Source organism: Vibrio sp. zbq_1, assembly GCF_043102935.1.
GTDB lineage: Bacteria > Pseudomonadota > Gammaproteobacteria > Enterobacterales > Vibrionaceae > Vibrio > Vibrio parahaemolyticus.
In genome coordinates this window covers 431,746-457,862 of the sequence record NZ_JBICJH010000004.1, presented here as the reverse complement: position 1 = coordinate 457,862, position 26,117 = coordinate 431,746, and the positions used below count along the sequence as shown (strand labels likewise).

Below are 26,117 nucleotides of genomic sequence, written 5' to 3'. Positions count from 1 at the left end.
TGAAGACCTGTGACTTTTATATTTTATGAGAGTAAAACGTTAGCTGCTTTTCGAGATAATCGTTGATGATGATCCTCGCTTTATCAGCATCGATGCCTTGCGGGTTGAGCGTGCCGCGTAGCCATATACCGTCAATCAGTGATGCTATCCCGTGAGCAACCAACTCTGCTTGCTCCGCACTTAATAGTGCTTTTAGTTCTCTTCTTAGATGGGACAACAGACGTCGTTCATTCACTCGTTGCAAACGCTTAAGTTGCTCGTCATGCATAGAGTAAGACCAGAAAGCCAGCCACGTTTTAGCTACTTTATTTTCTGCCTGATAGCCAACAAAGTTGCCGTCAACAATGGCGTTGATACGCTGATGATGAGCATCTGCTGGCAACGCACGAAGCTTCCCTGTGATTGTTGAAGAAAGCTGACGAAGGATCTCGCGCATGGTTTCTTCTAACAACCCATGCTTACCACCGAAGTAGTGATTAATTATCCCCGTTGATACTCCAGCCTCTTTACTGATCAACGAGATGCTCGCAGCATGTAAACCGACTCTGTCAATCACAGACATGGTCGCTTTTACAAGCTGCGGTTTTCTGATTTCAGGCATCCCCACCTTTGGCATTTTGCGTCCTTGTTATTTTTAATTGAACGGTTAGTTAAATATAAAATGCCAAAAAATTAGTTCGAACTCAAATCATTTATTGTTAAAAATAGTGATAATGAGATTTAAATACACGCAATGAGATGACAAATCACACCCTGTCATCTATTCCAAGAACCACCCAAAAAGAAGAAACAAAACAAATTAAAATAATTAATTTCAACAACTTAATTAAAAGCAGCAGTTAAATTGAACTTCAACACCAACAAAGCGAACAACGCAACGTAGAAGCGTTAGAAAACATTTACATCGAACACTAATTATTTGTGTTATTTCATTTCTGAATGGTAGGTAAGTAATTCCAATTGACTGCCCAGCCCCGTGAGTTGCTAGATTGTTACCAACCACAACTACGTAAATTGGAAGATTTAAATGAAAGGTGGGAGCACCTGGCAAAATGGACGCATATCCAAGTGCTGCACTTGCAGGAAGGCGAATTGATAAGATTCAGGTAGATAAGTACGTCGAGTTCTGCCAGAACTTATGAGGGAAGTGGTGAGCACATAAAACTGGCAAAAAAAGAGCCGCGTTGCGCGACTCTTATTGTGCCATGATCAGCTAAACGACAGTGCTTTCACACAGTTTCGTCCACTGGATTTGGCTTCATACAACAACTTATCTGCTTGACTACAAAGCGCTTCAAATGCAACGCCGACGTCATCCGAAGTGATCACACCAAAACTACAAGTGACATTCACGGCTTGATTGTTCTCCGTTACAAAGCCACGTTGAGAAAGCGCAATACGCAGTCGTTCAGCCAGCGCGGTTGCTTCTTCAAGATCGGTATTAGGAAGAACGATAACGAACTCTTCCCCACCAAGACGAGCAACAATATCACTCTCACGCACCGACGAATCGAGCACTCTGGCTACGCCAGTTAATACGACGTCACCAAACACATGGCCATAGGTATCGTTGACTTGTTTGAAGTGGTCGACATCCATCATAACCAGCGTGATAGGCCCTGTTTCCGGCTTTTTCGCTACCATTTTCTGCTTATCAAGCTTTCTTTCAACCCAATGATTGAGCGCCAAATAGCCGTATTGAACACGCATGACTTGCTTGTTTAGCTTGTGAACCAACTGACCTTTCTTCGTTTCTGGAATTGGCTTTTCAATCAGCTTAGGCTTTTGCTCTGCAGGTTTCGCAAACCACTCTTCCAAGAATCGGCGGTTAAATAGGCCCGTTAACATGTCGGTTTTCGCCAAACGACGCATACGTAAACGCGAACGGTTCACGTACAAAAATACCAACGCCATAAGCAATAAAATACCAACCATTGCCAATAACACTTCACCCAACAGGTAGAACGTTCGGCGATTATTCTCCAGCTCTAGACGCTGTAATACATTGTTCCAGTTGAGGTTTTCGTTTTCGTACTCTAATCGCTCTAGCTCAAACAAGGTTTGTTGTCGCTCTAAGTTCTCGACTTCACGCTGATTACTAAATTGAATGAATTTTTCATGATATTGACCGTAGGTTTGATAGGCCAATTCGAAGTTTTTATCTCCGGCGTAAGCCATAGCAGCGACTTTTAACAGCTCCATTTGCTGCTGTTTGATGTAGCGACTCTCGATGATCTCAGGAAGTAAAGGCGTAATCATCGTTAACAAAGCTTGATACTGCTTACGCTCTAGCATGTACTCAGCTTGCAACAACTTAAATGTTGCCAAGTACGCATTCGAGGTTTCACGATACTGCAAGTTTTCGGCAAGCTTGAGATGACGCAGCATGTTTTTTTCGTTGTTGGTTTCGCGATACAGAGCCGCAAGCTCCAAGTTCACCCGAAAACGAAAACGTCCGTCACCAATAATCTGCGCAAGCTTTAAAGCTGCTTGATAAGATTTGATGGCTTCATCGTATTGGAACTGAGCTTTGTGTAACTTTGCAATAGTTAGGACGCTAAGCAACTCATTAAACGACATGCGGCGGTCTTTAAAATAACGATACGCCTGCTTCAGCACGACTTCAGAGCGGTCATAGCCTTGAATTTTTACCAATACATCACCAAGCTCTAGCGCTGCACGTTCGACTAAGCCCTGCGCACCCGATGACTCCGCCGCTTCCATCGAAGACATCAACGCCGCGTACGATTTCTTATAGTCCCCTTGCTCATCGTAGTAACGACCTTTGAGCAACAGAACTTCCGATTCCAATTTTTTGTCACCTTTTTCTCGTGATGTTTCAAGCAAAGCATCCAACGACGAGAGCGCGGTATCGATATCTCGATTGCCCATCATGGCTCGAATTTGGATCAGCTTGAACAGCAAGTGTTCTTGGCTTTGTTCTGGTGTCAAACTCAGCCCTTTATCTACCACTGCTAAGCTCTCTTTATCGCGCCCTAACAACTCAAGAACGGTCGACTTCGCCAGCCAATAACGAATCAACAGATCCTTGGGCTGGTTTTGCAGTAAAGAGTCTTCTTCTAATGATTCGATTTGTGCTAGTGAACTTTGTGGCAGCGCGTAAATTTGGCTCTCAATCCCTTCAAGAGATTGCAGAAACTTATCTTTTGGCTCAGGGCTTTGCGCGTAGACTTTGGTCGTCAAAAACACGAACCAAAACACAAGCGACAACGCTCTGAGCTTATAAAATTGCGACATTATTATTATTCCCTGATGGGTAGTTACTTCAGTGTGGTGGGAAGTTTTGATTATTATTTTGCACGTGAATGACAATGGTCACACCGCGCATGCTTTCCCATGCATTCTGTAGTGAATAATAAATCACCAACTTTCGATGTAGAAACGATTTCGTCCCACAAAAAAGACAAAGAGAATAATTTTCAACCATAAAAGGGAATTTCTCATTTAAGAGACAAATGAATAATTTCAGTTTTGACGCAACAATAGATTTTGTGGTTATTTCACGCGAAAACATCACAATTCTGGATAAAAAAGAAATTGCGTCGTGTCACTGAGCATGGTGTGTTATGAAAACTAGCGTATAAACGCTGTTGGAAGAGGACATTACGTGAAACTAAAGTGGCGCTTTAACGATCACTAGAATAATACGGAAGAACCAGCAACACTGTTATCGCTGGTCCTCTTATTAAGATTACATTCGCATTCCACCATCGACTTCTAGTACCCTCCCGGTGACGAACTCGTTGGTTAACACATATTTGATGGTCGATGAAATTTCGTCCGCAAGCCCTAAGCGTCCCACTGGAATCATATTAACCAAGCGTTCCATCGCTTCAGGTTTTATTTGATCGGTCATTGCAGTTTTGATGACACCCGGTGCAATCGCCACTGAGCGGATGCCAAAACGCCCTAACTCTTTCGCCCACACCGTCGCCATGGTGGCTACGGCCGCTTTGGATGCGGAGTAGTTGGTTTGACCAATATTCCCGGCACGCGCAACGCTGGATATGTTGATCAGCACACCTTTACTGTCGGTGTTCAGCATTACCTTGCTCGCTTCACGACCGCACAGAAAAGTGCCTGTCACATTCACATCCAGAACGGACTGAAATTGTTCCAGCGACATCGTATTGATCTGACCATCTTTGACTTTGACAAACATCCCATCACGCATAATGCCTGCGTTATTGATCACGCCATTGAGCTGTTTGAAATCCGCTTCAATTTGCGCAAATGCAGTGCACACCTGCTGCTCGTCAGTCACGTTCGTCACGTAAAAACGAGCGGTAACGCCGAGAGATTCACACTCCGCTTTCGTTTCAGCCAGTTGGTTTGGGTTGAGGTCGATAAGCGCAAGATGAACGCCACTTTGCGCCAAAGACAGTGCCATTTGTTTACCCAGCCCCTGCCCTGCCCCCGTGATCGCAATGACCTTATTTGCTAACTCCATAAGCGCTCCTTAGGCCTGATTTTGCTTTTGGTAGAACTCGAACAAGCTTGAGAAATCTTTTTGCCCGTTGCCCTGACCGTTGTGAAAATTAAACAGGTTACGAGCCAAGCTGCCCATTGGCGTTGATGTTTGACTGGCAACCGCCGCTTCCATCGCAAGACCGAGATCTTTCGCCATAAGTTGACTCATGAAACCGCCCTGATAACCATTACTCGCAGGTGTGTTTTCCATCACGCCCGGACAAGGGTTGTAGAGCTCTAATGCCCAGTTACGGCCTGAGCTTTGCAGCATGATGTCAGACAACACTTTGGGATCGAGTCCGTTTTCCATACCCAAATTGAGTGCTTCACAAGTGCCGCTCATCAAAATGCCCAGCATCATGTTGTTACAGATTTTCGCGACCTGACCGGCTCCGGCGTCTCCCGCATGGAAAATGTTTTTGCCCATATGGCTAAGCACCGCTTTGGCTTGAACAAAGTTCTCTTGCGAGCCGCCAATAATGAAAGTCAGCGTACCTGCCGCTGCGCCCGCAACGCCGCCAGACACTGGCGCATCCACAAAACTGATGCCACGCAGCTCTGCTTGTTCTCCGACTGATCGTGCTGTCGCCGGATCGATGGTAGATGAATCAATCAGCAAAGTGCCCGACTCAACGCTATCTAAGATCCCGTCTTGACCAAGATAAACGCTTTGAACGTGTTGGCTAGCAGGCAACATGGTAACGACCACGTCCGCACCTTGAACGGCTTGTTTTACCGAATCTGCACTCGACGCACCAAGTGCGGTAAGTTCCTCTACTGCGTTCGGGTTCAAATCAAACACTTCAACGTTCAAGCCCGCTTTGAGTAGGTTCTTAGCCATAGGCGCACCCATATTGCCAAGGCCAATAAATGCAATTTTGTCCATGTCGTATTTCTTCCTTGTCTAAAGTGCCGCAGTAGCAACCGACGATGCGGTCAGTGGGTATTCTGCTGAGTCAATTGGTGCGAAGAAGCGTTCCAAAGCTTGTGGCGTTACGTCAGAAACCGTGCGATGTTGCCAAGTCGGTTGATTGGTTTTATCGATAATCAGCGCACGAACCCCTTCTCTAAAATCACCTTCTAAACCACAACGTAGTGTTAGGTTAAATTCCATATCAAAACACGCTTTCAAAGAGAGGTTTTGATACTGCGTTAACTGCTGATAGGTGATATTGAGCGACAACGGACTGCCATAGTTCAGTGCCTTTTGCGCATTGACGAACCACTTGTCATCAACGTCAGCACTGCTGATTGCGCGGACAATCGAATCTAAATCACCCGAACAAAGCTGCTCAATCAATCCCGCATATGGCATCAACATCCCTTCGCTTGGCTCGTCCACTTGTACCGAACGCAACGTAGTGGCGATTTTTTCGTTGATGTTCGCTTCACCTTTCCAACTTACCGATGCGAGCAGATCCAACAGTGCTTGTTTGCTTTCTGGCTTTGCAATCCATTGGCTTAATCCCAACGCTTTCATGTCTGTTGCGTTAATTTGGCAAGCCGTCAAACTCAGAAAAAGTGCCAAATGTTTCGGTAACTGATTTAAGAAATAGGTCGCGCCCACATCAGGATAAAGACCAATTTTAATTTCTGGCATCGCAAAGCGTGCGGTGGTTTCCGAAACGCGATGGCTTGCGCCCATAAATAAGCCCACACCGCCGCCCATCAGATAACCATGCCCCCACGCGATGATCGGTTTTGGATAAGTGTGAATAAGATGATCACAGCGATATTCGAGATCAAAGAAGGTTTCCATGGCTGAAAATGCAGAATCAAAGTCTTGCTCTTTGTTTTCAAGTGCACGGTAGATCGCTTGAATATCGCCACCAGCACAAAACGCTTTTTCACCTTGAGCATGTAAGAGCACGGCAACGATGCTGTCGTTCGATTGCCACTCTACCAGTTGGTTATAGAGTTGCTCGATCATCACATAGCTAAGTGCGTTGAGGGCGGCTGGATTATCAAGCTCCAACACACCAATGACAGAGCCGTCAGCACATTCTATCTGTGAAACATTTACTGTACCTGTCATTTGGCCTCCGCTAGCTGTTTGTCCATTGTGGCTTACGCTTTTGCAAGAAGGCGTTCACACCCTCAGTCTGATCTTGTGTATTGAACAACTGCAAGAAGAGTTCACGCTCCAAGACCAATCCGGCCGCGTGAGTTTGGCTGCGTCGGCCTTGAATGAGCGTTTTGCACGCAGAAATGGATTTTGGCGATTGACCTGCGACGCGCTGTGCAAGTTCCATAGCCGCTTCCAGTGCTTGGCCTTTCGCCACCACTTCTTCGACTAAACCAATTTTTTCCGCTCGTTCGGCCGTCACACGCTCACCACACAAGATCATGCGTTTCGCCCAACCTTCACCAACCAACGCGGTCAGGTTTTGCGTCCCGCCCGCGCAAGGCAACAAACCTACCGATGCTTCAGGAAGTGCCATTTGTACTTGTTCTTCTGCGATGCGAATGTCACACGCCATCGCCACTTCCAAACCGCCACCCATCGCGTAACCATTAATTGCCGCGATGGAAACGCCATCGAACGCAGACAACGCTTCAAAGGCTTCACCAAATGCGAACGCCATATCTGCGGCTTGCGATTTATCGCCGGATGCAAAGTTGTTGAGATCCGCGCCAGCGGAGAAGAACTTTTCCCCTTCGCCCGTCAGTACCAACGCATAAATGGAGCGATCATTACTGAGTTCAATCGCCAATTCTTTTAGCTGATTCAAAAATTCAAGCGTCCAGGTGTTTGCTGGCGGGTTACTAATCGTGAGCTTGGCAATGTGCGCTTCACGCTCTAGTTTGATTTGTGCCGTCATAATCTTTCAGTCCTTTGTTGTTCCTTGAGGTAAGGCTCTGTCTCGCTTTCTAAAGCAGCTCTACGCCTTCCGTGAGTAAACGTCTTGAAATGATCAGACGCATGATTTCGTTGGTACCTTCAAGAATTTGGTGAACACGAACGTCTCGGAAATGGCGCTCAACTGGGTATTCTTTGATGTAGCCATAGCCACCGTGAATTTGCAGCGCCTGATCGCAGACTTTAAAGCCCACATCAGTAGCAAAGCGTTTTGCCATGGCACAGTACGCACTTTTTTCAGCGTGTTGGGCATCGAGTTTAGCGGCAGCGAGTCGCACCATTTGACGCGCGGCAACCAGCTCAGTAGCCATATCGGCCAGCTTGAATTGCAGGGCTTGGAATTGCGCTAGTGAACGTCCGAATTGTTTACGCTCGGTCATGTATTGCTTGGCTTCGTTCAGTGCTTGTTGTGCAGTGCCCACGGAACAAGTAGCGATGTTGATTCGGCCGCCATCCAGACCAAGCATGGCGAACTTAAAGCCTTCGCCCTCTTCACCCAACAGATAGTCGGCTGGAATACGGACATTTTCAAAGGTGATCATGCGCGTTGGCTGGCAGTTCCAACCCATTTTCGCTTCTTTCTTACCGTAGCTAATGCCTTCGCAATCAGCAGGAACGACGAATGCAGAAACGCCAACCGCCCCTTCACCGCACGAACGCGCCATCACGACCAATACATCTGTATCACCCGCGCCAGAGATAAACACTTTTGCGCCATTCAAAACAAACTCGTCACCTTCACGTACCGCACTTGTCGTCAGCGAAGCGGCGTCCGAACCCGCATTTGGTTCGGTTAAACAGTAGGAAGCAAGCTTTTCACCCGAAATTAAATCCGCGCTAAATTGCTGCGCGACTTCGGTTTTGGCAAAGCTGGTGATCATCCACGTCGCCATGTTATGAATCGTCATAAACGCAGTGGTCGCGGTACAACCCATGGCCAACTGCTCGAAAATGATCGCCGCATCCAAACGAGATAGCCCCAAACCACCGTGCTCTGGCGGCGTGTAGATGCTTAGAAAACCCAGCTCACCCGCCTGACGCAGTACATCTTTAGGGAAATGATGGTTTTCATCCCACTCGGCCGCGTGCGGCGCTAACATTTGGTCTGCAAACTGCTTTGCTACTTCGGCAAACGCTAGTTGATCTTCGTTTAATTCAAAATCCATCTTGAAGTCCTAAGGTCTAATTCGTTGCACTTGAAGCCAAGCCCACTTAAACGGTGGCGCTTGGCTAGAGGTATCGCCAATCCAGTAATTAGCTAAGTTGAATAGTCATGTTTGGACCGCTTGGAATGTCATCTTCAAACCAACGCGCAGTGACAGTTTTCGTTTCGGTGTAGAAGCGAACCGCTTGTTTGCCGTAAGCATGTAGATCGCCGTAGAAACTGCCTTTCCAACCCGTAAATGAGAAGAACGGCAAAGGCACCGGAATTGGCACGTTGATGCCTACGTTACCCACTTCGATGTTGTGCTGATACTTTCTCGCAGCTGCGCCGTTTGCTGTGAAAATAGACGTACCATTACCGAAACGGTTTGCATTGATCAGCTCAATTGCCGCATCTAAATTGTCGACTTCCATTGTCAGCAGCACAGGGCCAAAAATCTCTTCCTGATAAATCGACATGTCAGTGGTCACATTGGTAAACAGTGTTGGACCCACCCAGTTACCGTTCGGGAAGCCAGGTACTTGGCAATCGGTTCCATCCAGAACACAGTTCGCGCCTGACGCTTTGCCTTCATTAATCAGATTCACCACGCGCTGCTTCGCTTGCGGGCTAATCAATGGGCCATAACCTGCGGTTTCATCATCCCACGCGCCTGGCTGTACTTGAGCTAACGCCTCTTTAAGCTCTGGAATCCATTCTTTAGTTTCGCCGACAAATACTGCCACCGAAATCGCCATACAGCGCTGACCTGCGGCACCGACTGACGCACCAACCAAGTTATTAATCACTTGCTGCTTGTTTGCATCTGGCATGATGACCATGTGGTTCTTCGCACCCGCAAAGGATTGAACGCGTTTTAAGTTGTCCGTACCCGTTTTGTAGATGTACTCACCAACTGGCACAGAGCCGACAAAAGAGATCGCACGAACGACTGGATCAGTCAGAATGCGGTCGACTTGCTCTTTGGTGCCGTGAACAACTTGCAATACGCCTTTTGGTGCGCCAGCTTGTTCAAACAGCTCCGCCAGTTTCATTGCCGTTAGTGGCACTTGCTCTGACGGTTTCAAAATAAAGGTGTTGCCACAAGCGATCGCCATTGGGAACATCCACAATGGAATCATCGCAGGGAAGTTAAACGGTGTGATGCCAGCACAAACACCGAGCGGTTGAATGTAAGAGTAACCATCAATATTGGTCGCGACGTTTTCCACCGTTTCGCCCATCATTGAGCTACAAATGTTCGCCGCTTGTTCTACCACTTCAATCCCGCGCCAAACATCACCTTTTGCATCCGCTAGAGTTTTGCCTGTCTCACTTGAAAGCAGTATCGCCAACTCATCGTGTTGCTGTTTTAGCAGGTGTTGGTAGCGCAGCATCAATCTTGCACGCTCCGGCGCAGCGACTTCTTTCCAACGCTTGAATGTTTCTGTTGCGCTGGCGATCGCCGCATTCATTTCCGATTCCGTGGCACAAGGTACTTGCGCAATCACTTCGTTGGTTGCCGGGTTGGTTACATCTAGCCATTGTTTTGAGTCGGAGATGGCGAATTCACCACCGATATACTGCTTTACTTGTTCTGTCATGATGACATCCTTGTATTTTTCAGCTTGTTACTGACTACTGTTATGTAAGTGAAACTTTGTTGAGAATGAATTAGCAGATTTCAATCGCGATTGCGGTAGCCTCGCCGCCACCAATACAAAGCGATGCAACGCCACGTTTACCGCCTGTTTGTTTAAGAGCGTGAATCAAAGTCACGAGGATTCGGTTACCACTTGCACCAATGGGGTGGCCTAAAGCACATGCACCGCCGCGAGAGTTCACTTTGCTCGCGTCCAGTTCGAGTGTCTTCACCGCGTATTGAGTGACAACAGCAAAGGCTTCATTGATTTCCCAAAGGTCCACGTCTGATTTGTCCCAGCCCGTTTTTTCCAACAGCGTTTCAATCGCGAATACGGGTGCGATGGTGAACTCATCCGGCTGTCTTGCATGCGTGCTGTACGCGACAATTTTGGCTAGAGGTTGAAGGTTTTCCTGACGGCCAAATTCACTATCAACCAATACCATTGCTGATGCACCATCAGAAATAGAACTTGAGTTGGCTGCCGTTACGCCGCCATCTTTAGCAAACGCAGGGCGTAAGGTAGGAATTTTAGTGACGTCGAGTTTACTCGGTTGCTCATCGTCTACAACCAAGGTGTCACCACGTCGACTTTTTACGTTAACAGGCACGATCTCTTCTTTGAACAAACCTTGCTCAATCGCTTGCTGCGCACGAGTCACCGATTGTTGTGCCCATGCATCCATACTTTCACGGCTGAATTGGTACTTTTGCGCGGTTTGTTCGGCAAAGACACCCATCAATTCGCCTTGGTAGGCATCCTGCAAACCATCATAAAACATGTGATCAAGCACTTGCTCGTGACCTAAACGGAAACCATCACGCGCTTTCTTTAATAGGTAAGGAGAAGACGACATGTTTTCCATACCGCCAGCGATAACCGCATGCGCATTACCAGATTGAATAAGATCATGGGCCAGCATCACGGTTTTCATACCCGAGCCACAGACTTTGTTCAATGTCGTACAACCGATGGATTGTGGCATTTCTGCTTTAAGACTTGCTTGTCTTGCTGGCGCTTGCCCCACGCCGGCGGGTAAAACGCATCCCATCAACACTTCGTCTATTTTGTGTGCATCTAGCTGGCTTTCAGCTAGTGCCCCTTGGATGGCTTTCGCACCTAGTTCCGTGACATCGGTTGAAGCTAATGCACCTTGAAAAGAGCCGATAGGCGTTCGCTTGGCGGCAACAATCCATGTTTCATTTTTCATTCCATTAACCCTTTATTGACGTTTACGTCATAACTATACTAACATTTACGTTAACGTCAAGTTTGAGGTTATTGTTTGTTCGAGTGATTCTTTTATTTCGAGTAAATGCGAGTGATATCAAGGCTCAAGAGTCGATGTTGTTTGTTTACTTTAACGTTAACGAATTGTATATTCGTATGAATGTTATACGAAAGTCGTAAGGTTAAGGAATGAACACATTTAAGATCAGCGAGCTCGCGAAAGAGTTCGACATTACTACCCGAAGTATTCGCTTCTACGAAGATTTAGGTCTCCTAACTCCAGAACGTAAAGGCAACACTCGAATCTACAATGGTCGCGATCGAATTCGACTAAAACTGATTTTGCGAGGTAAGCGATTGGGCTTTTCTCTTGCAGATATCAAAGAGTTATTTGAACTCTACGATACCGATCAAAGTACTGAGCAGTTGAACTATATGATTCGGTTGATCGAAGAGAAGAAGGCAGCATTGCAACAGCAAGCAAACGACATTCAAGCGGTAATGATGGAGTTAAACGCGGCGCAGTTGCGATGCCAAAACACACTGAGATCCATGAAAGGCGAAAAAGTCACCTAACACCTCAACTCTGGGATGTAGGTGACGTAAAGGCAAGGACACGCAATGAAATCTACCTACTCTTCCCTGAACTTTGTTTATGACGAAAATACCGATTTGCTTCGCGAGCAAATCAATAGTTTTGCTGCAAGAGAAATTGCGCCTTTAGCGCAATCTATCGACCAATCTAACGACTTTCCAAACCATCTTTGGTCCAAATTAGGTGAAATGGGTCTTTTAGGTGTGACCACCAGCGAGGAGTTTGGTGGTGCGAACATGGGCTATCTCGCCCACGTGATTGCCATGGAAGAGATCAGCCGAGCATCCGCTTCGGTTGCTTTAAGCTACGGTGCGCACTCCAACCTTTGTGTTAACCAAATCCACCGCAACGGAACACAAGCTCAAAAAGAGAAATATCTGCCTCAACTCATCTCGGGTGAACATATTGGTGCTCTAGCAATGAGCGAGCCCGGCGCTGGCTCTGATGTGGTCTCTATGCAGCTTAAAGCGGAACGTAAAGGCGATATTTTCCTGCTAAACGGCAACAAAATGTGGATCACCAACGGCCCTGATGCACACACCTATGTTGTCTACGCCAAAACCGACCCAAGCCAACATTCCAAAGGCATCACGGCGTTTATTGTGGAACGCGGCTTTCCTGGATTCACTCAAGCACAAAAACTCGACAAGTTGGGTATGCGCGGCTCGAATACGTGTGAGTTGGTCTTCCAAAACTGCGAAGTCCCTGCGGAAAATATTCTCGGCGAAGAAAACCAAGGTGTGAAAGTGTTGATGAGCGGTTTGGACTACGAGCGAGTGGTGCTTGCCGGTGGCCCGCTTGGCATTATGCAAGCATGTATGGACATCGTTGTGCCTTACATTCACGACCGCAAACAGTTTGGCAAATCCATTGGCGAATTCCAGCTTGTGCAAGCGAAAATCGCTGATATGTACACGCAAATGAATGCTGCAAAAGCGTACGTTTACGCCGTGGCTGCTGCTTGTGATCGCGGAGAAACCACACGTAAAGACTCTGCTGGTGCGATCCTCTACAGCGCAGAGCTGGCAACCAAGATGGCATTAGATGCCATTCAGTTACTTGGCGGTAATGGCTATATTAATGAGTTTGATACCGGTCGTTTACTACGCGATGCCAAGCTGTATGAAATTGGGGCCGGCACTTCAGAAATTCGCCGCATGCTTATTGGTCGCGAATTGTTTAACGAAAGCGCCTAATCATCATACCTAGGCGTTCTGAATATAAATAACTTCCTTATTCAACCTAAATCTTATTCAACATAGATAAAGACGGGTGGTGTCACCCGTCTACCGAATGGAGATCGGCTATTTATGGCTTGTTTGACGACCAAAATTAATACCCATTCAGAGCAGTATCAGGAAAACTACCGCTCTATGGCGTCGCTTGTAGATCAACTCTATACCGTGACTGCACAAATCGAAGATGGCGGCGGTGAGAAAGCCCGCGAGCATCAGCAGAAGAAAGGCAAACTTCCGGTTCGTGAGCGCATTCTTGCCCTACTCGACCCCGGTTCATCTTTTTTAGAAATCGGTCAGTTTGCTGGCTGGGATGTGTATCCAGATTACGTTCCATGCGCGGGCGTAGTAGCGGGTGTTGGTGTGATTGACGGCACTGAGTGCATGATCGTCGCCAACGACGTAACGGTAAAAGGCGGCAGTTACTACCCACTCACCGTGAAAAAGCACTTAAGAGCACAAGAAATTTCAGAAAAATGCCAACTCCCATGTGTTTACTTAGTCGACTCTGGCGGCGCTAACCTCCCCCGCCAAGATGAGGTCTTCCCAGATAAAGACCATTTTGGCCGTATTTTCTACAACCAAGCCCGTATGTCGGCCAAAGGCATTCCACAAATTGCGGTGGTCATGGGGCTATGTACCGCTGGCGGCGCTTATGTTCCTGCGATGTGCGACGTATCCATCATAGTCAAAGAACAAGGCACGATTTTTTTGGCAGGTCCACCTCTTGTAAAAGCAGCGACAGGTGAAGAAGTCAGCGCGGAAGATCTTGGTGGCGCAGACGTTCACTGCCGTACCTCTGGTGTGGCGGACTATTACGCAGAAAACGACCACCACGCGTTAGAGTTGGCAAGACAAGCGGTTTCACAAATCAACCACTTGAAACCCGTTCAACTCAAGCAAAAAGCACCACAGGAACCACGTTTTCCTGCCCAAGAGCTGTACGGCATCGTCGGAACCGATCTTAAAAAGCCGTTTGATGTAAAAGAAGTGATTGCCCGAATTGTTGATGATTCCCAGTTCGATGAATTTAAAGCCTTGTTCGGCGAAACCTTGGTCTGTGGCTTTGCCCATATTCACGGTATGCCGATTGGCATTGTCGCTAACAACGGCATTCTATTTTCGGAATCAGCACAAAAAGGCGCGCATTTTATTGAGCTGTGCGCACAACGCAAAATTCCTCTGCTCTTCTTGCAGAACATCACGGGCTTTATGGTCGGTCAGAAGTACGAAGCCGAAGGCATCGCCAAACATGGTGCGAAAATGGTAACTGCTGTTGCGTGTGCAGACGTGCCGAAGTTTACCGTGGTTATTGGTGGCTCGTATGGCGCAGGGAACTACGGCATGTGTGGCCGAGCTTATGATCCAACCATGATGTGGATGTGGCCAAACGCGCGCATCTCCGTAATGGGTGGAGAGCAAGCGGCTGGCGTGATGGCACAAGTGACCCGTGATATTAAAACGCGCAAAGGCGAAAGCTGGAGCACAGAAGAAGAAGAAGCGTTTAAGCGTCCTATCGCGGAGCAGTACCAGACTCAAAGCCATGCGTACTACGCCAGTGCACGCCTGTGGGACGACGGCATTATTGACCCTGCGAAAACCCGTGATGTTGTCGGCATTGCTCTGTCTGCTGCGCTTAATGCGCCGATACCAGACAGCAAATTTGGCATCTTCCGTATGTAGTCGGATGCAAGGCAAACCTTAACTCCTCGCGAATACCGATCTTTATACAAGTAACGGTTAGCGAGCATTGGAATATCAGACTGAAATGTCAGACAAAGGAAGTCACATGACCGGACTACTGCTTGAAAAAGACAGCAATGGCGTTGCCTGGTTGAGCCTCAATCGACCAGAAAAACACAACGCGTTTGATGATGAATTAATTGCTTCACTTATCGAAACTTTGGAACAACTTGAGCGAGACGATTCTTTACGTGCATTGGTGCTCACCGCGCAAGGGAAACACTTTTCTGCGGGTGCTGATCTTGGCTGGATGCAGTCAATGGCCACCAAAACCGAGAGTGAAAACCTTCAAGATGCACAGCAATTGGCGATGCTCCTGCATAAACTGGATACCTTTAGCAAACCAACCATTGCCATGGTGCATGGCGCGGCATTTGGTGGTGCACTCGGGCTTATCTGCTGCTGCGATATCGCTATCGGTACACCTGAAAGCCGCTTCTGTTTGAGTGAAGTGAAGCTCGGCTTATTGCCCGCCACTATCGGCCCCTACGTAATCCGAGCGATTGGACAACGACAAAGCCGACGTTACTTTTTAACCGCCGAACTGATTGATGCCGAAACCGCGCTATCGATGAATATTCTTCATCAGATCGACTCTCAACCACGTGAAGCCGTCAATCGCACCATTGACCACCTGCTTAACAACGGTCCACAAGCCATGCAGGCGGCAAAAGCACTCTGCTTACGTTGTGACAACCACCCTATCGATCACTCATTAATTGAATACACCAGCCAAGCCATTGCAACCGCCCGCGTGTCCAGTGAAGGACAAGAAGGACTGAGTGCATTTTTTGAAAAGCGCGCCGCTCATTGGAGGAATCATGTTTAAAAGAATACTGATCGCAAACCGCGGTGAAATTGCCTGCCGAATCATTAAAACCGCAAAAAGCATGGCTATCGAGACGGTTGCCGTCTATTCCGAAGCGGATCGCAGCAGCTTACATGTTAAACAAGCGGATTTCGCCGAATTTATCGGCCCTGCTCCGGCGAGTGAGTCGTATCTCGATATCGATGCGATTATCGGCGCAGCGAAAAAATGGCAAGCCGATGCTATCCACCCTGGGTATGGTTTTCTTTCCGAGAACCCGAAATTAGCCAAAGCGTGTAGTGAAAATGGCATCGTTTTTATTGGCCCTTCCACCAGCGCAATTGAAGCGATGGGCTCGAAGTCGCAAGCCAAAGCCATTATGTCAGAGGCAAACGTGCCTTTGGTTCCGGGCTATCACGGCACAGACAACAGCGTTGAGCACTTATTAGCGGAAGCGGAAAAAATCGGTTACCCAGTGATGCTTAAAGCAACCCAAGGGGGCGGCGGTAAAGGCATGCGAGTGGTCAACAGCGAAGCCGAAATGCCGCTGGCCATCGACGGTGCGCAGCGTGAAGCACTTTCAAGCTTTGGCGATAAGCAGCTTCTTGTCGAAAAATGCATATTGCAGCCTCGCCACGTTGAAGTTCAGGTCTTTGCAGACCAACATGGCAACTGTGTTTATCTGTCTGATCGCGATTGCTCTATTCAACGTCGTCACCAAAAGGTGGTCGAAGAAGCACCTGCACCCGGTCTTAGTGATGAACAGCGTAAACAAATGGGTGAAGCCGCAGTTCAGGCCGCTCAAGCGATCGATTATGTTGGCGCTGGTACGGTTGAATTCTTGCTCGATAGCCGCGGTCAATTCTACTTCATGGAGATGAATACCCGTCTGCAAGTTGAACACCCTGTCACTGAATTGATCACCGGCGTTGATTTGGTTGAATGGCAATTCAAAGTTGCGGCTGGCGAGCATTTACCGATCTCGCAATCTGAAATCACTCATAACGGTCACTCAATCGAGCTGCGAATTTACGCCGAAGATGCCGACAACGACTTTATGCCGTCGACTGGACGCATTGATTATTTACAAGAACCCATCTCAGACAGCAATGTTCGACTAGCTTGTGTGCGTGTTGATAGCGGTGTTACCCAAGGCGATACCATTAGCGAATACTACGATCCGATGATCAGCAAACTGATCGTCTGGGGGCAAACACGTGATATCGCGCTCAAGCAGCTTAAGCAGGCGTTAACTCAATATCACGTGCGTGGAGTAACGACAAACATTGGTTATCTGCATAGCATTGTTTCGCAGCAAGCCTTTGCCAACATTGAGCTCGATACTGGTTTCCTTGTCACACACCAGCAAGGCATAAGTGAGCAGCAAAACGTGTCGGATTCTATCTGGCTAACGTTGGCGGCGGTTGCTCGCTGGAATGATCTCACTTCAAAATCAGGCAGCTCAACGTTACCCTCTCCAACCACGCAAGGTTTTAGGCTATCAGTTGACAACGTTTATCGATTTAACTTCACGGATGCCAATGCCAACCATCAAGTACGCTTGCAACAACCATCGCAAGATACAGGGGCTCTGCACCTAAACCACTTCACTGTCCGATGTGGTGAGGAGTTGCATCAGGTCACTCTGCTTGAAAGTGACAACCCGTTTATCGTCGATATCAATAATGAGCGTTACACCTTTAATGTGCTTAGCGACGAGCAAAAGACAACCGTGTTTTATCTTGGTCAGCAACGTACGTTCGCTCATCAACCAAGTTTTGAATCACCAAAAGGCAAAGACGACGAACTTAGTCCAACCGCACCACTGAACGGCGTGATCTCGGCGGTCATGGTGAATAAAGGAGACAAAGTAGCGGCTGGCGATCCGCTGTTAGTACTCGAAGCGATGAAGATGGAATATACCATTACCGCTCCAGTAGCAGCGACCGTTGATGAAGTGTTTTATCAACATGGAGACCAAGTACAGCACGGTTCCATCCTGCTGCATTTAATTTCTGCAGCCGATAATGTCTGTGAAGATAAGGAGCACGAATATGCTACCAGCGAAGGTTAATATCGTCGAAGTCGGCGCGCGTGATGGCTTGCAGAATGAAACGGCAGTGACGCTGATTGATAAAATCCGTTTGGTCAATCAGCTAAGCACTAGTGGCTTAAAGCACATTGAAGCGGGCTCTTTCGTCTCGCCGAAATGGGTACCTCAAATGGCCGATTCCGATCAGGTGTTTGCTGGTATCACGCAAAAGCCAAACGTGGTTTATAGCGCGCTCACACCAAATCTCGCAGGGTTAGAACGTGCGCTGGAAAGCGGTGTAAAGCAAATTGCGGTATTTGGCTCCGCTTCAGAAGCGTTCAGCCAGAAAAACATCAACTGCAGTATTGCCGAAAGCCTCTCTCGCTTTGAGCCGGTTATCGAACTCGCAAAGCACCATAACATACCTGTGCGCGGGTACTTGTCTTGCACCATGGTGTGTCCATATGAGGGAGAAATCAAGCCAGAGCAAACCACTGCGGTCGCCAATACGTTGTTTGATATGGGATGCTATGAGATTTCTCTGGGCGATACGGTCGGCAAGGCGACGCCCAATCGCGTTATCGCCATGCTGGATTCGCTATTAACGCAACTGCCAAAAGACGTGCTCGCGGTTCATTTTCATGACACTTACGGGCAAGCACTAGCCAATATTTACCAAGCCTTGTTAATGGGCATCAACACCATTGATAGTGCTGTTGCAGGCTTGGGCGGCTGTCCTTACGCGAAAGGAGCCAGTGGCAATGTTGCAACGGAAGATGTGCTTTATCTGTGTGAGCAGCTTGGCATTGAAACGGGGATTGATCTCAACATTATCAATGAAGCGGGTTGGCAAATTTGCCGTGCGTTAGGTAAACGTCCGTCTTCCAAAGTAGCACTCGCTCTGGGTGATCCGCACAGCTTGTAAAAGACTCTATCCGCGATAAGCAACCAATAAATACAAACGGGCATGCGTAACAACATGCCCGTTTTATTAGGGCCAAATACGATTCACAAAAGCACTAACCAGAGGCGTGCTTTTCAGCCATTTGAGTATGCCGTCCCCACTTCGCAATCATATCGAGTAAATCGCTTTTCTGAACTGGCTTCGTCAGGTAATCATTCATCCCTAGTGCAATACTTTTTTGCTGCTCTTCTTGCATCGCGTGAGCAGAAAACGCCACGATTGGACACCAAGGAAACTCACCGTTTTCCTGTAACTCACGAATGTCTTTTGTCACACCAAAACCATCTTTGTTTGGCATAGAAATATCGGTAATCACCAAATCAGGGGAAAGCTGCTTGTAGAGTTCAACGGCCTCGACACCATCTTCCGCCAACGTCAGTTTCACACCGGTGTCTTGCAACATTTTTTCAATCAATATTCGATTGATATGGCTGTCTTCTGCAACCAAAAGGTGCAAATTAGAAAAATCTGGATTGTCTTGTGAGGAAAGCGCTCGACGCTTTTGTATTTTGCTAGAAAGCAGAGTTTGCAGTTTATGCTGTGTGACAGGTTGCGGCAGTAAACGATCCCGTTCGCACGACCATGCCAGCCCTTCCTCCATCACACAAGGGGCGAGAAACAGTACCCGTTTGGCGGCTGATTCTGTCGCATCAAGCTCATAGAGCGCATCTCTATCCTGAGCATTGTTCACGCTCGCGATGATGCGGTCAAAATCATCCAAATCTCTGCCCAAAGACTGCGCCGCAGCCCAATCGTTGCAATGAGTCACCTCGATGCCAATCTCCTTAGCTAAGCGCATCAAATGTTCCACGCGTGGTTGATAATCATCAATCAACAATAGTCGATTTGCATTCAGTTCTACCGGTTCAGAATGAGGCTGACTTCGTTTAGGCAACTGCAAACTAAAGCTAAAACACGATCCGTTGCCAAAATCCGAACGCACACAAAGCTCACCGTTGTACATGCTGATCAAACGTTTTGAGATTGCCAACCCTAAGCCCGTTCCTTCATGTCGCCTTGTCGCGGAGGTATCGACCTGCTCAAATTTATCCATAATATGAGTTAGCCTGTCTTCAGGAATTCCAATGCCTGTATCGGTCACTGAAAAATCAAAACCGAGCTCACTTTCTCTTACTTTCAGCAGCACATGACCTTCATCCGTGAATTTCACTGCATTGCCGATCAAGTTAAGTAAGATTTGATTAATCCGACCTTTATCACCGACCACGACCGTATTCATGGCTAATGGCATATCAACCAATAACTTAAGGTTCTTTTTATCCGCTTGATACGCACACAATGCCGTGCAACTCTCGACTAACGAGCGCAAATCAAACTCCTCTTCAACAAGCGTCAACTTGCCCGCTTCGACTTTGCTGTAATCGAGGATGTCGTTAATGATGGTCACAAGGTTATTGGCAGATTTGTGCAGCAGGAGCAATAACTCCCTTGGCTCTCGGCGGTTTTCGTTCTCAAGCAATATCTCGCTGATCCCCATGATCGCGTTCATTGGAGTGCGAATCTCATGGCTCATGTTTGCCAGAAATTCCGACTTGGCTTGCGTGGCTTTTTTCGATTTATCCAATGCAGACGACAAACGCTTCTCCATCTCGCGTCTATCGGTGATGTCACGTTCTACCGCAATAAAACGCAGTAGCTCGCCATTTTCATCAAACACCGGAGACAGCTCTAACTCGACCCAATATGGGCGCTGCGACTTGGTGTAATTGAGTATCTCAACCCTAACCGGAGAATGGCTGCGAACACTTTGCGAGAGCAGCGCGACCGTGTTTGCGTCGGTGTCTTCACCTTGCAGCAGTTCGCCCGGTGATTTGCCAACCACTTCCTCTAACGAATATTCGGTTAACTGCTCAAACGCAGAGTTTACCCAAGCAATCGTGCCGTCAGGATGCGTAATGATGATGGTATCGCGAGCGTGTTCCGCCACCTCGGCAAGCTGAGATATTTTGGCGGATAACTGCTGCTGGGTCTGATGTTCTTGCTGAAGTTTATTTTGCGCTTGCGCTAAAGAGCGCGACATTTGGTTAAACGCTTCTCCAACGCGCGTGACTTCATCATTGCCTGAAATAGAAATTTGCGAACCCGGCCCTTGCCGTGAAACCTTGATTACCCCAGTGCGGAGAAGATCCAAACGCTTCATTAAATAGCTGCCTAGCGCAAATGAAAACAGCGCCACCAGCGACATTTCGACAAAGGCAATCACCAAACTCGCATGAGTCGCAAACGAAAGCATTTGATGAACATGCTCGACGTGAACACCCATTTCTACCACGCCAAAAGTCTGATCGCCTAAAGTGATTGCTTTCGCCACGTCATAAACACCGTCGCTTGCATCGAAAGGACGAACATTGGTGTCAACGCCTGTGTAATCACCTTGAAGCGTAAGTTCGATGCCATCTTGATTGACGATACGGATGTAAGCCAACTTGTGTTCACTTACGACAGAGCGTGCAAAGCTGTCTAAGTACGCCAGATCCGTTGCGATTACCGCGTCTCTCGAAGCTTGAGCAAACACACTCACCAAATTCTGGCTACCAACTTCGAGACTGGTCTCGTTCGAGCTTTTAAACCAGTTGAGGCCGCTGATGATAAGTACACCGAGCGCGAGTGCTTCGATGAGTGCAATGCCGATTATCGTTTTTGAACGCAGCGTCATAAAGCGCCTACTTATCTCGAAATGCCCAATTGGACGACGTCTTGCCAATCTTGGTCTTGCGCCAATTGCAATCCATCAATATTGAGTAAAGCGAAGCTCTCCTGTGCTTTGGGATCCTCATTGAGTTGTGAGATCGCCGCTCGCAATGCCAAAGCCATCTCTTCATCTACCTCATTCGAGACTGCAATAGCATGAGGGGTATAACCTGCGGTTGTATAAATCACGCTCAATTGTTCTTTGGTTTCACTCGGCAAGCTCTCAAAGGTACGCTTCACGCCACCACCAGCGATATACAAGCCTTTCAGAACACCTAAATAGACCGAATCGTGCGAGCCCACATATTTGGGCGTAAATTTGATGCCTTTCTGTTCTAGTTCAGATTGCGTGATGATGGAAGCCGCAAACGCGCGCGGAGCCGGAAAAGCAATCGTCTCTTCTTGCAGATCATCAAGAGTAATTGACTGCCCTTTTCTCGCCACAATAATCCCTGTAATACGCTTGTTCTTCGCTCTTGCTAACGCCGTATAACCCGGAGTTTGATTCACCAGCGTAAAGTGATAAGGATTCATGTACGCGATGTCATATTCTCCAGCCAATAAACGGGCTTCAAAAGTAGGAATATCACGCGCAGTAGCAAATTTGATTTCAACTCCGGCAAGCTCGCCCCAACGTTGCAGTAATGGTTGCCATTGTTGAACTAATTTGGTGGCCGATTGTTGTGGCACCACACCAAAAACAAGAGAGGGTTGAGCGAAGATGGAAGGCGACAATATGCATAACGTCATAAGCAACGTAAAAATTCGCCTTTTAAACAGCCAAGTCAGCTTCTGCAATTGAGAATTCAACAAAATCACCTCCTTGTGTTTGTCTTCCGTTAAAGATAGATAGCTATTTGAAAGATTGCGAATTAACGCGTTAAATTGCCTCATGTCTCGGATAGGATTTATACTCAAACGAATACCTAAAAATAGGAGCAGTACATGCTTATTACATTTCGTTGTCGTAGTTATGCAAATGTCACGATGTTTGGCGACATTGCATTAGAGATGATCAAAATGATGGGTCACAGCGGCACAGTGCCGGGCTCAATTTCCGCTCAAGATGTTCCTGACGCGCTATCAAAGTTAACTTCTGCTCTATCTGCGAAAAATGCGGCTGAGGAAAACCTCCCTACTGATGTAGATGTAGACGAAGAGGAAGAACAAGCAGAGCCAGCGGTAAGCTTAGGGCGCAGAGCGTTTCCACTGATTGAGTTGCTAAAATCAGCAATCAAAGAAGAATGCGAAGTCATGTGGGACAACCAATAACGCCTTCAAACTGGTTTCTAGCGAGGTGAATCCATATTGTGACCGCCTCGCTATCACTACTCGAAGCCAAGATAAGGGCACCTACACCGCTTATCGCCCTATCCGTTTCTCTCCCTAGACAACTTGATTTCCCCATCAATGTGCACATCTCGTTGTGGAAACGCGATTTCAATACCGTGCTTTTCGAAAGCTTCATAGATTTCAAAACGTATGGCACTTGCGACCGATCGAATCCCGCCTTCAACCGTTGAGTTAATCCAAAAATAAGATTCGAAGATCAAAGCATTATCGCCAAAGTCTTGAAAAAACACGTCTGGAGCTGGTGAACTCAGAACTTGCGCTTGCTGCGAAGTCACTTCCGCCATTAAGGCAGCAACCTGTTTGACATCGCTCCCATACGCGACACCGACGATGACCGAGCCACGAACTAATCTGTCGCATAACGTCCAGTTGATCACCACGTTCTCAATCAACTGACTGTTGGGAATGAGCATGTGAACGCCATCGGTTCGTCTGATTCGAGTTGAACGTGTATTTATTTGCTCGACAATGCCTTTGGCGCCCTCAACCTCTAAAAAGTCCCCAATTCGGATTGGCTTTTCACCAATCAAAATCCAGCCACTTATGAAGTTGTTAATGATGTTTTGTGCACCAAAACCGAAGCCGATAGCGATGGCACCAGACAGAAAGGCGAACGCGGTAATTGGCACATTGATCATCGAAAGTGTGGTCATAAAAATAATGGCGAGAGCGATGACAAATAATATCCGTTTAACCAAATGAATGACGTTTGGATCTTTCCCCGATGAGGACATTCTTGACGTAACGGTTTTGATTAAAATTTTGGACAACCATAAAGCGACAATCACCCATGTCGGTACCATCAATATCGCCCACAACGTGATAGGTTGTTCGTTAAAGGTAAACAGTGTTGTTTCTAAAAATGAAATGACCCGTTCGAACATAAAGTGCTCACTCTTGTTTCATCGTTGCCAGCAAGCCAGAGCGCATAAGTCTTAAGTTTTTAGGTCAATCGATAGCGCAAACGGCTCAATTAAGTTCTTCTTATTAACTATATTGTAATCTACGCAAAACGCTTCGAGTGGTTTCCCGCTTTGGCTTCAACACGATTAAGCCATTTAAGGAGTACGTCTTTGTGTACTAAACGAGCCAATCAACCGACTGAATACGCAAGGCAAATCAGTGATAACTTTCTGATTTTTAAGCATCAAATTTTCACTTCGAATCACCTTCATTTATTATTATGCACCTTATTGCAAACAACATTGATGGAATGATTGTTATGTCAGAACTGACTCGGATGCGCTCTGGAGAAACCTATAATTGTCTGGATGAAGAACTAAAGCTAATGCGCGCCAAAACCGCTCAGCTTGTCTTCCAATTTAACCACGAGCCAAACCCAGATATACGTAGACAACTATTGGCAGAAATGGGCGTCCAATTAGAAAACAGCGCCTGTATAGAGCCACCGCTTCAACTTACCTACGGTTGTCACTTGTCCATCGGGGAAAACACCTACATCAACTGGGACGCCATTATTCTGGACAATGGGCAGGTTGAGATTGGCGCGAACGTCATGATTGGGCCTAGAGTGCAAATTTACACAGCAGCTCATTCACTCGATACACAAAGACGCTTAGCCGGAGATGAGATCGCCAAACCGGTAAAAATCGGCAATAACGTTTGGATTGGTGGGGGCGCAATCATACTGCCAGGCGTGACCATTGGCGATGAGGCCGTCGTCGGCGCTGGCTCTGTCGTAACCAAAGACGTTGCGCCGGGCGATCGAGTTGCTGGGAATCCGGCGCGATCCATTAAACCAAAAAACTGAAGAAAGTCGCTATTTCGCCAAATGATCGCGAATAATGTTGGCAAATAGATTGAGAGCATGGACGTATTTGTCATTGAGCTCAAAAGAAGCGTTAAGACGAATACAGTGATCGTATTGTTCTGTCAGGCTGAACATCTTTCCCGGTGCGATGCTGATATTATCTTTTAGCGCTTCTCGATATATCTGCAAGGCGTCGATATGCTTGGGAAGCTCTAACCAAATAAAGTACCCGCCGCTTTGGCTTAACACTTTGACTGCTTCAGGTAACAGCTCATTAAGCAGATCCGTCATCTTACTTTTACGTTCAAACAGCTTTTTCCGTAACTGCTTCAAATGCGATTCATAATTGCGACTTGTTAAATAATGCACCAATGTCATTTGCACTGGTGCACTCGTCGCTAATGTACTCATTAACTGTAACTTTTGTACCTCTAGCGCCCGCTTTCCCGCCGCAACCCAACCAATACGTAGCCCTGCGATTAATGATTTTGAAAACGAGGAGCACAACATGGTATTGCCCATGTCATCAAACATTCTTAGTGGGTAAACTGAGTCATTCTCGGCATGCAGTTCGCTGTACACATCATCTTCAATCACTGGCACGTTATATCGCTGTGTCAGCTCAATCAGCTTTTGTTTTTTCTCGTTGGTGAGCGTAAAACCCAGAGGATTTTGGAAGTTCGACATCAGCCAACATGCTTTCACATCGTGTGTTTGCAGCGCTCGTTCCAATGAGTCTAGGTCAATGCCCGTGACTGGGTCTGTTCTTACTGAGAGCGCTTTCAAACCTAACCGCTCTAAGGATTGCAATGCGCCATAGAATGCAGGCGACTCCACAACCACCCAATCTCCCGGTCTTGTGCAGGCTTGCAAACTGAGCGTTAACGCCTCCAGCGCGCCTGCCGTAATAACAATTTCATCGGGTGAAATTTCAATGCATTTCGCAGCATAACGCTTCGCGATGATGGTGCGTAATTGTTCGTTTCCCGGCGGTAAGTTATCAAAGGTGGTGGAAATCGGCATATTGCGAGCGGCTGCGCTCATCGCCCGATTCACGTGATATCGTGGGTACAAACTTGGGTCTGGATAGGCAAAGCCAAAATTGATCATGGATGGATTTTTACTCGCCTGCAGCACATCAAAGATAAACTCATTGATGTCTACCTGCTCTGTCCACGAAACCGCGGCTGGCGCTTGGGGTTCATTTGAACTCTTAATATTGGGAGCGACTCGATAACCAGAGCGCGGCTGTGACGTCACCCAGCCTTGAGATTCCAGAATTTGATACGCGTGCAACACCGTCATCAAGCTCAAACCCGAGTGTTCAGATTGGCGACGCAGCGAAGGCAGCTTGTCACCCGGATGCCATATCCCCGATTTTATCTGCCTTTTAAGCTGTTCCACTAACTCTTGATACTTCGCCAAACGCAAATCCCCCTCCATAAAGCTGAATTCAAAATAATAACACTTCAATATTTAATCTGTTATAGGTTTATAGTCACTGTCTGTACCTACTTCCCTCATTCCGCTCCTTTT

At 47.3% G+C, this 26,117-nt stretch carries 21 protein-coding genes; 8 read left to right on the top strand and 13 right to left on the bottom strand.

The window, feature by feature from the left end:
* Nucleotides 1-16: 16 nt before the first annotated feature.
* The 9 genes from betI to ACF8CV_RS02450 form a co-directional block, all read right to left on the bottom strand.
* Complete coding sequence (gene betI, locus ACF8CV_RS02490; protein ID WP_138937113.1) at nt 17-616, bottom strand: transcriptional regulator BetI; 600 nt, start codon at nt 614-616, stop codon at nt 17-19.
* Nucleotides 617-1,209: 593 nt separating this feature from the next.
* Nucleotides 1,210-3,258: a GGDEF domain-containing protein gene (locus ACF8CV_RS02485; RefSeq protein ID WP_138937114.1), complete on the bottom strand. Its 2,049-nt coding sequence runs from the start codon at nt 3,256-3,258 to the stop codon at nt 1,210-1,212.
* Nucleotides 3,259-3,712: 454 nt separating this feature from the next.
* Nucleotides 3,713-4,471, bottom strand: coding sequence for an SDR family oxidoreductase (locus ACF8CV_RS02480; RefSeq protein WP_138937115.1), 759 nt, complete (start codon nt 4,469-4,471; stop codon nt 3,713-3,715).
* A 9-nt stretch (nt 4,472-4,480) separates the two neighbouring features.
* Complete coding sequence (gene mmsB, locus ACF8CV_RS02475; protein WP_029830150.1) at nt 4,481-5,377, bottom strand: 3-hydroxyisobutyrate dehydrogenase; 897 nt, start codon at nt 5,375-5,377, stop codon at nt 4,481-4,483.
* An 18-nt stretch (nt 5,378-5,395) separates the two neighbouring features.
* On the bottom strand, nt 5,396-6,526 hold the full coding sequence (locus ACF8CV_RS02470) for an enoyl-CoA hydratase/isomerase family protein (RefSeq protein ID WP_138937116.1): 1,131 nt from the start codon (nt 6,524-6,526) through the stop codon (nt 5,396-5,398).
* A 10-nt stretch (nt 6,527-6,536) separates the two neighbouring features.
* Nucleotides 6,537-7,313 (bottom strand): enoyl-CoA hydratase, encoded by a 777-nt coding sequence (locus tag ACF8CV_RS02465; RefSeq protein WP_138937117.1) that lies wholly within the window; start codon nt 7,311-7,313, stop codon nt 6,537-6,539.
* Nucleotides 7,314-7,362: 49 nt separating this feature from the next.
* Nucleotides 7,363-8,517 carry an acyl-CoA dehydrogenase family protein gene (locus ACF8CV_RS02460; RefSeq protein WP_138937118.1) on the bottom strand — a complete coding sequence of 385 codons (1,155 nt, stop codon included), beginning with the start codon at nt 8,515-8,517 and terminating at the stop codon, nt 7,363-7,365.
* A gap of 88 nt (nt 8,518-8,605) precedes the next feature.
* Entirely contained in the window at nt 8,606-10,099 is a 1,494-nt protein-coding gene (locus ACF8CV_RS02455) for a CoA-acylating methylmalonate-semialdehyde dehydrogenase (RefSeq protein WP_138937119.1), read from the bottom strand.
* 70 nt (nt 10,100-10,169) lie between these two features.
* The gene (locus ACF8CV_RS02450) at nt 10,170-11,348 is read right to left on the bottom strand and encodes a thiolase family protein (protein ID WP_025502106.1); all 1,179 of its coding nucleotides are present in this window, start codon (nt 11,346-11,348) and stop codon (nt 10,170-10,172) included.
* A 209-nt stretch (nt 11,349-11,557) separates the two neighbouring features.
* On the opposite strand from ACF8CV_RS02450, the gene ACF8CV_RS02445 reads away from it, so the two are divergent.
* From ACF8CV_RS02445 to ACF8CV_RS02420, 6 genes are all read left to right on the top strand, one after another.
* Complete coding sequence (locus ACF8CV_RS02445) at nt 11,558-11,944, top strand: MerR family DNA-binding transcriptional regulator (RefSeq protein WP_005373242.1); 387 nt, start codon at nt 11,558-11,560, stop codon at nt 11,942-11,944.
* Nucleotides 11,945-11,989: 45 nt separating this feature from the next.
* On the top strand, nt 11,990-13,159 hold the full coding sequence (locus ACF8CV_RS02440; RefSeq protein ID WP_138937120.1) for an isovaleryl-CoA dehydrogenase: 1,170 nt from the start codon (nt 11,990-11,992) through the stop codon (nt 13,157-13,159).
* Nucleotides 13,160-13,273: 114 nt separating this feature from the next.
* Nucleotides 13,274-14,881 carry a carboxyl transferase domain-containing protein gene (locus ACF8CV_RS02435; protein WP_138937121.1) on the top strand — a complete coding sequence of 536 codons (1,608 nt, stop codon included), beginning with the start codon at nt 13,274-13,276 and terminating at the stop codon, nt 14,879-14,881.
* 106 nt (nt 14,882-14,987) lie between these two features.
* Nucleotides 14,988-15,770 (top strand): enoyl-CoA hydratase-related protein, encoded by a 783-nt coding sequence (locus ACF8CV_RS02430; protein WP_025556192.1) that lies wholly within the window; start codon nt 14,988-14,990, stop codon nt 15,768-15,770.
* Nucleotides 15,763-17,823 (top strand): acetyl/propionyl/methylcrotonyl-CoA carboxylase subunit alpha, encoded by a 2,061-nt coding sequence (locus tag ACF8CV_RS02425; protein WP_392415958.1) that lies wholly within the window; start codon nt 15,763-15,765, stop codon nt 17,821-17,823. Before ACF8CV_RS02430 ends, ACF8CV_RS02425 begins: the two co-directional genes overlap by 8 nt.
* Nucleotides 17,804-18,706 carry a hydroxymethylglutaryl-CoA lyase gene (locus tag ACF8CV_RS02420; protein WP_180793727.1) on the top strand — a complete coding sequence of 301 codons (903 nt, stop codon included), beginning with the start codon at nt 17,804-17,806 and terminating at the stop codon, nt 18,704-18,706. Before ACF8CV_RS02425 ends, ACF8CV_RS02420 begins: the two co-directional genes overlap by 20 nt.
* A 94-nt stretch (nt 18,707-18,800) precedes the next feature.
* Here ACF8CV_RS02420 and ACF8CV_RS02415 read toward each other — a convergent pair whose 3' ends face one another.
* Both ACF8CV_RS02415 and ACF8CV_RS02410 read right to left on the bottom strand, forming a co-directional pair.
* Nucleotides 18,801-21,422, bottom strand: a complete 2,622-nt coding sequence (locus ACF8CV_RS02415) for a response regulator (protein ID WP_140278959.1) — start codon at nt 21,420-21,422, stop codon at nt 18,801-18,803.
* Between the two features lie 11 nt (nt 21,423-21,433).
* On the bottom strand, nt 21,434-22,270 hold the full coding sequence (locus tag ACF8CV_RS02410) for a phosphate/phosphite/phosphonate ABC transporter substrate-binding protein (RefSeq protein ID WP_169614779.1): 837 nt from the start codon (nt 22,268-22,270) through the stop codon (nt 21,434-21,436).
* 132 nt (nt 22,271-22,402) lie between these two features.
* On the opposite strand from ACF8CV_RS02410, the gene ACF8CV_RS02405 reads away from it, so the two are divergent.
* A complete protein-coding gene (locus ACF8CV_RS02405) occupies nt 22,403-22,729 on the top strand; it encodes a DUF1840 domain-containing protein (protein ID WP_024700735.1) in 327 nt (108 codons plus the stop codon).
* Nucleotides 22,730-22,827: 98 nt separating this feature from the next.
* Here the strand turns inward: ACF8CV_RS02405 and ACF8CV_RS02400 are convergent, their stop codons facing one another.
* The gene (locus ACF8CV_RS02400) at nt 22,828-23,694 is read right to left on the bottom strand and encodes a mechanosensitive ion channel family protein (RefSeq protein WP_005499186.1); all 867 of its coding nucleotides are present in this window, start codon (nt 23,692-23,694) and stop codon (nt 22,828-22,830) included.
* Nucleotides 23,695-24,032: 338 nt separating this feature from the next.
* Between ACF8CV_RS02400 and ACF8CV_RS02395 the strand changes: the two genes are divergently transcribed.
* A complete protein-coding gene (locus tag ACF8CV_RS02395; RefSeq protein WP_021821808.1) occupies nt 24,033-24,581 on the top strand; it encodes a sugar O-acetyltransferase in 549 nt (182 codons plus the stop codon).
* A 9-nt stretch (nt 24,582-24,590) separates the two neighbouring features.
* On the opposite strand, the gene ACF8CV_RS02390 is transcribed toward ACF8CV_RS02395, so the two are convergent.
* Nucleotides 24,591-26,024, bottom strand: coding sequence for a PLP-dependent aminotransferase family protein (locus tag ACF8CV_RS02390; RefSeq protein WP_180793729.1), 1,434 nt, complete (start codon nt 26,022-26,024; stop codon nt 24,591-24,593).
* Nucleotides 26,025-26,117 lie beyond the last annotated feature (93 nt).